Origin of the sequence: Phytobacter sp. V69 (genome assembly GCF_965644215.1) — a bacterium.
GTDB lineage: Bacteria > Pseudomonadota > Gammaproteobacteria > Enterobacterales > Enterobacteriaceae > Phytobacter.
Map to the genome: position 1 here is coordinate 23,578 of NZ_CBFFRL010000035.1, position 9,177 is coordinate 32,754.

Here is a 9,177-nt window from a genome sequence, read left to right on the forward strand (position 1 = left end):
CGCGGATACAGCACGGGAACGTTAGTAATCCACCTGCGTTGGGCCACCACTATCGCCACGATCGTTACGATCCGGACTCGTTGTCTGAATGGTGCTTTCGGTTTTTTTCGTTGGCGGCGGCGCATTTTTGTCAGCCGGCGGGAAATAGAGCGGCCCTTTCAGACCACAGCCCGTCAGGCTAAATAAGGTTAATAATACGGCCAGGGCTAGACACATGTCTTTCATTGTAGGTTGCCTGTTAGTTCATCCTTTCTGCTTTCTATCATCGCAGGAGAAGACACAAAAGCAAGAGTTTGCACTCGCCCTGCAGCGGGAAATGTGTTTCGCGTTATACTGCCGCCATCACATAAACGGGAAACGACAATGAACGACAGTGAATTTCATCGCCTTGCTGACACTCTGTGGATGACCATTGAAGAGCGTCTGGATGACTGGGACGGTGACAGCGATATCGACTGCGAAATCAACGGCGGCATACTGACCATTACTTTTGAAAACGGCAGCAAAATCATCATCAACCGTCAGGAGCCCCTGCATCAGGTGTGGCTGGCGGCGAAACAAGGCGGCTACCATTTCGACCTGAAAGGTGACGAGTGGGTTTGCGACCGTTCAGGCGAAACCTTCTGGGATCTGCTGGAACAGGCCGCGACACAGCAGGCGGGTGAAGAGGTTAGCTTCCGGAGCTAATAACAAAAAACCTTCTCAGTTGAGAAGGTTTTTTAATTTTTACCCCCTCTCCCGTGGGAGAGGGTTGGGGTGAGGGCATCAGACCGCACCACGAAAATGGTTAAGAAAAGTACTGCTGCAACAGCGGGGTGTCGTTATCCTGATTGGCCGGCGGCACCGGGCTTATCGTCTGCGCACGGAACGGAATCACCTGCGTCCGCCCATCAACATTCACGATTTGATAGAACTGCGGCAGGTTGAAGTTGATAAAGCTTGAGCCGTAGGTAAAGCGGTCGTGAGACGACGAATAGAAGCGGCTAACGTCGCGCACCAGTTCCTCTTTGCTGCCTTCGCAGTGGTGATACACCTCCGCGCGATTGCTCTCATCCAGAATATAGATGTTGAAACCGTCGTCGCCCGTCTCTTCAAAGAAGAACTGAATAATCCCTTCGCTGGCAAACCCATCTACCACCTGCGGCAGTTTGACGTGGTTCGTTTCGACCTGAACCGACAGCCCGTGCAGCTTGTTGTGGGAAATTGCGCCGTAAAACTCAATCGCGTTTTCCAGTTTCTGCACTGACACATTCAGACGCTCGAAGAAGAGCCCCCAGGTCTGCCCGGCCACGCGCAACGCTTTGAAGCGTCCGGTTTCCTGGCGAGTACTGGACAGGCGCAGCTCAATACATTCAGACACCAGTTGCTGTACGCGAGTACGGATCAGGCCACGCAGATGCTGGCTATAGCAGAACACTTCGACGCTATCCGGCGGTGCAGCATCCTGATGCATTTTGCCCAGAATGGTTTTCAATGCTTCAATCATCGCCTGCTCACCGTTGAAATGCAGGGTACGCACTTCATTCCAGGAGTTGCGATAAAGCAGGTCCACGCTGCCAACCAGGCAATTTTGCTGCTCGCCGAAGCTGAACACATCAAGCTTACGGAAATCGAAATGAACCACCTGATTGCGGAATGCCGCCGTCGGGTCATATTCCAGGTTCACAATGATCGCCAGATGGCGGATTTCGCAGGGGCTGTACAGCGCTTTCGGCGTTGGCGCAGGCAAACGCAACAGGAAGTGATGGGACACATTCGCCACCATCTCCTGCAATTTAGCCAAATCGACAATGCCATTGCCTTTAATAAACAGGTGCGTACGCGAAGTCAGCAAGCCGTTGAACCATGCCCACGCCACCAGTTTGTTCAGGTAGCGGTTATATTCCAGCGGCTGATGACTGACAATGGAATCCATGTTCGGCGCACGGTTGTACAGGTACCAGCCCGTACGATTCGCACGACCCGGCGGCACGTGAATAAAGGTTAAATTGGGTTCGGAGAGATCCGGGGAAATCTGCGGATTCACCAGGGTCACTTTGCCCGGCAGCGCTTCAAACGCGGCATATAACTTACGGGTCAGCACACCGATGTCTTGCGGGCTGGCAGAAACGCTCAGATTGTTGCGGCGCGCAAAGCGAATAAGGTTACGGTAGCTTTGCATCATGGCATCGAGCAATTCATTGTGCGCTTCACGCACCTGGTCGATTTTCCAGTTTGCCCGGTTATCCAGCATGGTGAGACGCGCGTTGTCCCAACCCCACTCTTTCACTAATTGACTGACTACTTCACGCCGCCAGCCCACACAGGCACGCTCGCGGCTCAGTTTCTCGCACACTTTTAAATAGAAACATCGACGCACAAGATCGAGACGCGTGAAGTCTTCAATGGCGGTCAGATACTGGGTAACACGCTCCAGCATCATGCAGTAGTGATCCAGGCCGAACGAGACGATTTCGCCATCGTGCAAACGCTGTTTAATGTCTTTCGCCAGCAGGCGAGTATTCGGATACTCCCAGGAATAGGCTTCCAGCAGCAGTGTTTTCAGCACGGCCTTATACGGGGAGTCGATACTTTTATACAGCTGCCACAGGCTGGCACCGAAGTATTCTTCGGCGGAAAGGGAGCTCAGGCCACCCAAATCCAGCCACTCGTTTGGCGTCAGTACGCCCTGCGCATACAGCGTCATGACGTAATCGTCATAATGCTCTTCTTCATCGCACGGCACCATATTCCACAGAATACGCTTACCGGCCAGGCGCACTGCGGTACGATAGAATTCGTCGAGCAGCAAAATGTGCTGCGTTGAGCCACAGTCTTCACCACCCAGACTACCGCTTTCGTTATGGCGGAAACGGTTTTCATCAATTAAGAAGAAGCTCACTTCCACGCCCAGCGATGCGGCCCAGCTTTCAAGCAGGCTACATTTACGCTGCAACATCTGGCGTTCTTCATTATCGAGCCACGACTGGTGGCAAACCCAAATATCCAGGTCAGAAGAACAGCTTTGTCCTACCGATGAGGTACTGCCCATGGAGTAGACGCCGGTAATCGGCAACTCACCTTTCGGTGATTCCTGAGGGGACATTCCACGGTAGAGTTCAAGCTCGTTGAGGTAGTGGCGTTGGGTTTCATCAGGCGTGTAGAGACAGATGCCTTTTGGAACGCTACCTTCGAGGTAGCCCGGCATCAACGGATGATGATAGTGCAAAAGCGTGGGCAGCAGACTATAGACCTGCTGGAAAGCAGGACCCATTGCAGCTAGCGCGCGATCCACACGCAATTGATTGATGGCATCCAGCCTCTGTTTCAGAGTCTCAATATAGAGGTACAAGACGTATCGCCTGATGTTTACAGAAAGTCCAAAATGGCCGTCACCTTTTTTCGCCCTTGTCTTTGTGGTGGTACAGACGAAAAAATGGTCTAAAACGTGATCAATTTAACACCTTGCTGATTGACCGTAAAGAAAGATGCGCTACATACCAGTGTAGCAGCATTCACAATGTGTAAATTCCCAATTACGGCTGAGGGTACGTCTCGCATCGACGGGACCGGGCTCGCCTTACCTACGCAATCACCGTGAACACTGACACCCCAAGACAACAATGTTAGGATGGTTGATGGATGATAATGACGGTAACAAGCATGTTAGACAATGTTTTGAGAATTGCCACACGGCAAAGTCCCCTTGCGCTTTGGCAGGCACAATATGTTAAGCAGCGTCTTGAGGCATTCCACCCGGGCCTGACGGTCGAGCTGGTGCCTATGGTCACGCGTGGCGATGTCATTCTGGACACCCCACTGGCGAAAGTCGGCGGTAAGGGCCTGTTTGTGAAGGAACTTGAGCTGGCATTGCTTGAAAACCGCGCCGATATCGCCGTGCACTCTATGAAAGATGTCCCCGTCGAGTTCCCGGAAGGGCTGGGGCTGGTGACCATTTGCGAACGTGAAGATCCCCGTGACGCGTTTGTCTCTAACCAGTACAGCGACATCGATGCATTACCTGCGGGCAGCGTGGTTGGCACATCAAGTTTACGCCGGCAATGCCAGTTGGCGGCACACCGCCCGGACCTGGTGATTCGCTCTTTGCGCGGCAATGTTGGCACCCGTTTGTCGAAGCTCGACAGCGGCGAGTATGACGCCATCATCCTCGCAGTCGCCGGTCTGAAACGTCTGGGGCTCGAATCGCGTATTCGCGTCGCGCTACCAACAGAGTTTTCGCTCCCGGCCGTCGGTCAGGGTGCGGTCGGCATCGAGTGCCGTCTTGCAGACGAACGCACCCGTGTGCTGCTCGCCCCGCTGAACCATGACGACACCGCCGTGCGCGTCGCCGCAGAGCGCGCCATGAATACGCGTCTCGAAGGTGGCTGCCAAGTGCCGATTGGCAGCTATGCTGAATTATATGACGGTGAACTGTGGCTGCGTGCACTGGTTGGTGCGCCGGACGGTTCAAAAATGGTTCGCGGCGAACGCCGTGGTCACCCGGACGACGCTATCCAACTAGGTATCTCACTTGCAGAAGAGCTACTGGAAAACGGCGCACGGGAAATTCTGGCTGACGTCTACAACGGAGATGCGCCCGCATGAATATCCTTGTCACCCGCCCATCCCCAACGGGGGAAATGTTAGTGAGCCGACTGCGCGCACTGGGGCAGGTGGCATGGAGCTTTCCGCTGATCGAGTTCACCCCTGGGAGTGAACTCGATACCCTGCCCGAACGTCTGTCGGCGCTGGGCGAAGACGATATGGTTTTTGTCCTGTCTCAGCAGGCCGTGACCTTCGCCCACGCGCATTTACAGCAAGTCCACGCTCAGTGGCCCATAACGCCACGCTACTTTGCCATCGGCCGCACGACCGCACTGGCGCTGCATACCGTTAGCAGTATTGAAGTACGCTACCCACTGGACCGGGAAATCAGCGAAGTCTTACTACAATTGCCTGAATTACAAAACATTCAGGGCAAACGTGCGCTAATCTTACGAGGAAACGGCGGGCGTGAGTTATTAGGTGAAACGCTGGCCGAACGTGGTGCTCACGTCGAATTTTGCGAATGTTATCAACGCTGTGAAAAATTTTACGACGGGGCACAAGAGGCCATGCGCTGGCATACGCGCGGCGTCGATACGATAGTGGTCACCAGCGGCGAGATGTTGCGACAGCTTTTTACGCTCACTCCGCTCTGGTATCGCGAAAATTGGTTACTACGCTGTCGGCTGTTTGTCGTCAGCGAGCGTCTGGCGTACCTCGCCCGGGAAATGGGCTGGCAAGATATTCAGGTCGCTGAAAACGCAGACAACGATGCGCTGCTTCGCGCATTACAATAACACTCATAATGGGAAGCCATAATGACGGAACAACAACACTCCTCTGCCGTGGTTGAAGAAACCAAGCAGGCTGATGGCAACAACACGCCGCCGCCGGAAAACGCCGAGAAGAACAACCGCGCTGGCAAGACAAGTCTTGCACTTAGTGTGATTGCTATTGCAATTGCGCTGGCAGCAGGCGTCGGTCTTTATGGCTGGGTTAAGCAGCAGACTACCGTACTGCGTGCAACCAATGATGAGCTGGCCAACCAGGTCATTGCGATGCAGCAATCGCAGGATAAACAAAGAGCCGGGCTGGAAGGCGTGATCAAGCAGCAGGCCACTCAGCTTGAAGAGGCCAAACGCCAGCAGGATGTGCTCGCGAAACAGTTAAATGAGGTGCAGCAAAAGGTTGCCACTATTTCCGGCACCGATGCGAAAACCTGGCTGCTGGCACAGGCTGACTTCCTGGTCAAACTGGCCGGGCGTAAGCTGTGGAGCGATCAGGATGTCACCACCGCCGCAGCGTTGCTGAAAAGCGCCGATGCCAGCCTGGCAGACATGAACGACCCCAGCCTCATCACCGCGCGTCGCGCCATTACCGACGATGTCGCCAGCCTCTCGGCGATTTCCCAGGTGGACTATGACGGCATCATCCTGAAAGTGAACCAGCTTTCGAACCAGATTGATAATCTGCGTCTGGCGGATAATAACGACGACGACTCCCCGATGGATTCTGACAGCAGCGAACTGTCGAGCTCCCTCAGCGAATGGCGGGTAAACCTGCAAAAAAGCTGGCAGAACTTTATGGACAGCTTCATCACGATTCGTCGTCGCGACGAAACCGCCGTGCCGCTGCTGGCCCCGAATCAGGACATCTACCTGCGCGAAAACATTCGCTCAAGGCTGTTGGTTGCAGCTCAGGCCGTACCGCGTCATCAGGAAGAGACCTACAAGCAGGCGCTGGATAACGTGTCTACCTGGATTCGCGCATACTACGACACGGATGACTCCGCCACCAAAGCATTCCTGGAAGATATCGACAAGCTCGAGCAGCAGTCCATCTCCATGTCGGTGCCAGACTCGCTGAAAAGCCAGCCGATTCTGGAGAAACTGATGCAGACCCGTGTGCGTAACCTTCTGGCGCAGCCTGGCGTTGCCCCGGATCCAAACGTGCCCGCTCAAGCGCCGCAGGGAGAATAATCATGCTGAAAGTATTATTACTCTTTGCACTGCTGATCGCGGGGATCGTGTTAGGGCCGATGATCGCAGGTCATCAGGGCTATGTGCTTATCCAGACGGACAATTACGACATTGAAACCAGCGTCACTGGGCTGGTGATCATTCTGGTGCTGGCGCTGGTTGTGCTTTTTGCCCTCGAATGGCTGTTGCGACGTATTTTCCGTACCGGTGCGCATACCCGCGGCTGGTTCGTTGGCCGCAAACGCCGCCGTGCGCGTAAACAGACTGAGCTGGCGCTGATCAAACTGGCAGAAGGCGATTATCAACAGGTCGAGAAGCTGATGGCGAAAAACGCCGATCACGCACAACAACCGGTGGTCAACTACCTGCTGGCAGCCGAAGCGGCACAACAGCGTGGCGATGAAGTGCGTGCGAACCAGCACCTGGAGCGCGCCGCTGAGCTGTCGGAAAACGACCCGATTCCGGTCGAAATCACCCGCGTTCGTCTGCAGCTGGCACGCAATGAAAATCATGCCGCACGCCATGGCATTGACCGGCTGCTGGAAATCACCCCACGCCACCCGGAAGTACTGCGTCTGGCTGAGCAGGCTTATATCCGCACCGGCGCGTGGAGCTCACTGCTGGATATCATTCCTTCAATGGCGAAAGCGAACGTCGGGGATGACGCTCATCGCGAAGCGCTCCAGCAGCAGGCCTGGATTGGGCTGATGGATCAGGCGCGTGACGATCTCGGCAGCGAAGGGCTGAGAACCTGGTGGAAAAATCAGAGCCGTAAAACTCGTCATCAGATTCCGTTGCAGGTAGCGATGGCAGAGCATCTCATCGAATGTGACGATCATGACACGGCGCAGACGATCCTCCTAGATGGGCTGAAACGGCAATATGATGACCGCCTGGTACTGGCGATCCCGCGTCTGAAAACCAATAATCCTGAACAGGTAGAAAAAGTCCTGCGCCAGCAAATCAAAACGCAGGGTGACCGTCCTATCCTGTGGAGTACGCTGGGGCAATCGCTGATGAAACACGGTGAGTGGAAAGAGGCCTGCCTCGCGTTCCGTGCCGCGTTGAAACAGCGTCCGGATGCCTTCGATTATGCCTGGCTTGCGGACAGTCTCGATCGCCTGCATGAGCCGGAAGAAGCGGCGGCAATGCGGCGCGATGGTCTGCTGCTCACGTTGCAGAACAATCCACCGTCCTGATCGTCTGTCGGGGCCGCAAGGCCCCGATTTTTTTGCCTGACTGACATTCCTGAATATCCTGTGCTACAGTTTTCCGGCCTCTGTTAACGGAATCCCTCTCCCAATGTAACGACCTTCCCGAGTTAAGCCTTTTCTCTCAATGCAGCGCTTGCTGCAGGAAATAACTCGTTTTGGGAAACCGTTACAATGAACACCCTTTTATTCGCACTCGTCCGCGCGCTGCGCGCTCATCGCTGGCTGCGCCTGCTGCTCTGCGCCTTCGTGTTATCTTCTCTGGGCAATGGACTGACACAGGTGCTGGTCTTCGGTCAGCTATTGCGCTGGCATGCCTCACCTTCAACGCTGACACTCGCTTATCTGCTGGCAACACTTCCCGGCTTTGTGGGCAGCCTGGCGGGGGAAAAACTCTGTCGTCGTCTCTCCCCTCTGTCTCTCTTAATCCTGACAGAACTGTTGGGCATGGTGGCGCTCGCCTTTCCTCTATTGGGCATTTTGTATCACAGCATTCCCGCATTGCTGATAGTCCACGTAGAGGCGCTGCTGGGGGGAATGTCCTGGCCCGCGCTGGCTCTGGTTTTCAAACGCGGGCTCACGCATGAGGAGCTGCCTGCAGCCACGGGCATGGAGAGTGTGATTTTTGCCTCTCAGGTGTTGCTGGGAACCGGTGTTGGCGTGCTGTTGTTTGACCACATTGCCCCGCTGATGCTGCTAAGCATTGATGCGCTGAGTTTTCTGGTGTCGGTGGGCCTGCTCATAATGACAATGGCAAATTATCGTATACATCACGTGGGCAACCGCGATAACAACTCGCCATCGCCAACCATCGCGTGGCCTTCGTTGACCACCGCGCAAAAACGCAGCCTGCTGATTCTGCCCGCGCTTGCGGCAGTGGGATCTCCAGCCATGGCGTTATTGCCCGCCCTGGCGCAGCAGATACGCCCGGACGACGCTACCGGGCTGGCATTGCCGCTACTGTTCGCCCGCAGCCTGGGGGCTTTGCGGACCGCTGCTGCTTAATGGTGAAAAGTTACCGCACTATGCCCGCCGTAATCGCCTGCTATTGCTGTGTATGGCAGTCTTTCTTGGGGCATACGGCCTGCTGCCGCTGCTCTCAGGGGAGCAAGCGGCCGCGCCAGGGCTTATTTTTATCGCCCATCTGGCCTCGAACGTGGTGTTTGCCGTCGGTACGTTTAGTCTGCTGGCCGGGTTTACAGGCGATCAGATCCCGGCAGCGAGTGCAAAAGCATGGCGCTGGCAAACCTTAACCGCCACAGTCATGACCGCCATTGCCGCCTGGCTTGCCAGCGAGTGGGGAGCAACGCTGGCGATGTACAGCGTGTCACTGAGCGCTCTGCTGCTGATAAGTGTAGTGATGGCGCGCTACCGGCAATAAGGCATAATAAATATCCTCCGGCATAGCCGGAGGTTTTTCTGATGCGCCTATAAGGCTCTCTTACCAGCCGCGCCCTAACAGG

Annotated in this window: 7 protein-coding genes and 1 pseudogene; 6 read left to right on the forward strand and 2 right to left on the reverse strand. The window is 55.2% G+C overall.

Annotation, left to right across the window (positions count from 1 at the left end; translation table 11 throughout):
* Positions 1 to 21: 21 nt before the first annotated feature.
* Positions 22 to 225: an LPS translocon maturation chaperone LptM gene (gene lptM / locus ACSZPU_RS07280; RefSeq protein ID WP_498997023.1), complete on the reverse strand. Its 204-nt coding sequence runs from the start codon at positions 223 to 225 to the stop codon at positions 22 to 24.
* Positions 226 to 363: 138 nt separating this feature from the next.
* Between lptM and cyaY the strand changes: the two genes are divergently transcribed.
* Complete coding sequence (gene cyaY, locus ACSZPU_RS07285; protein ID WP_498997025.1) at positions 364 to 687, forward strand: iron donor protein CyaY; 324 nt, start codon at positions 364 to 366, stop codon at positions 685 to 687.
* Positions 688 to 787: 100 nt separating this feature from the next.
* Here cyaY and cyaA read toward each other — a convergent pair whose 3' ends face one another.
* The gene (gene cyaA / locus ACSZPU_RS07290; protein WP_498997027.1) at positions 788 to 3,331 is read right to left on the reverse strand and encodes a class I adenylate cyclase; all 2,544 of its coding nucleotides are present in this window, start codon (positions 3,329 to 3,331) and stop codon (positions 788 to 790) included.
* A gap of 311 nt (positions 3,332 to 3,642) precedes the next feature.
* Between cyaA and hemC the strand changes: the two genes are divergently transcribed.
* From hemC to ACSZPU_RS07315, 5 genes and pseudogenes are all read left to right on the forward strand, one after another.
* Positions 3,643 to 4,584 carry a hydroxymethylbilane synthase gene (gene hemC, locus ACSZPU_RS07295; RefSeq protein ID WP_498997029.1) on the forward strand — a complete coding sequence of 314 codons (942 nt, stop codon included), beginning with the start codon at positions 3,643 to 3,645 and terminating at the stop codon, positions 4,582 to 4,584.
* Entirely contained in the window at positions 4,581 to 5,321 is a 741-nt protein-coding gene (gene hemD / locus ACSZPU_RS07300) for a uroporphyrinogen-III synthase (protein WP_498997031.1), read from the forward strand. Before hemC ends, hemD begins: the two co-directional genes overlap by 4 nt.
* A gap of 21 nt (positions 5,322 to 5,342) precedes the next feature.
* Entirely contained in the window at positions 5,343 to 6,503 is a 1,161-nt protein-coding gene (gene hemX / locus ACSZPU_RS07305) for a uroporphyrinogen-III C-methyltransferase (protein WP_498997033.1), read from the forward strand.
* A 2-nt stretch (positions 6,504 to 6,505) separates the two neighbouring features.
* The gene (hemY, locus tag ACSZPU_RS07310; RefSeq protein WP_498997035.1) at positions 6,506 to 7,702 is read left to right on the forward strand and encodes a protoheme IX biogenesis protein HemY; all 1,197 of its coding nucleotides are present in this window, start codon (positions 6,506 to 6,508) and stop codon (positions 7,700 to 7,702) included.
* A 186-nt stretch (positions 7,703 to 7,888) separates the two neighbouring features.
* Positions 7,889 to 9,095 (forward strand): annotated as a pseudogene (locus tag ACSZPU_RS07315) (MFS transporter).
* Positions 9,096 to 9,177 lie beyond the last annotated feature (82 nt).

Coding starts and splice junctions, on each gene's coding strand:
- lptM (WP_498997023.1), bottom strand. CDS start 225: ATGAAAGACATGTGTCTAGCCCTGGCCGTATTATTAACCTTATTTAGC.
- cyaY (WP_498997025.1), top strand. CDS start 364: ATGAACGACAGTGAATTTCATCGCCTTGCTGACACTCTGTGGATGACC.
- hemC (WP_498997029.1), top strand. CDS start 3,643: ATGTTAGACAATGTTTTGAGAATTGCCACACGGCAAAGTCCCCTTGCG.
- hemD (WP_498997031.1), top strand. CDS start 4,581: ATGAATATCCTTGTCACCCGCCCATCCCCAACGGGGGAAATGTTAGTG.
- hemX (WP_498997033.1), top strand. CDS start 5,343: ATGACGGAACAACAACACTCCTCTGCCGTGGTTGAAGAAACCAAGCAG.
- hemY (WP_498997035.1), top strand. CDS start 6,506: ATGCTGAAAGTATTATTACTCTTTGCACTGCTGATCGCGGGGATCGTG.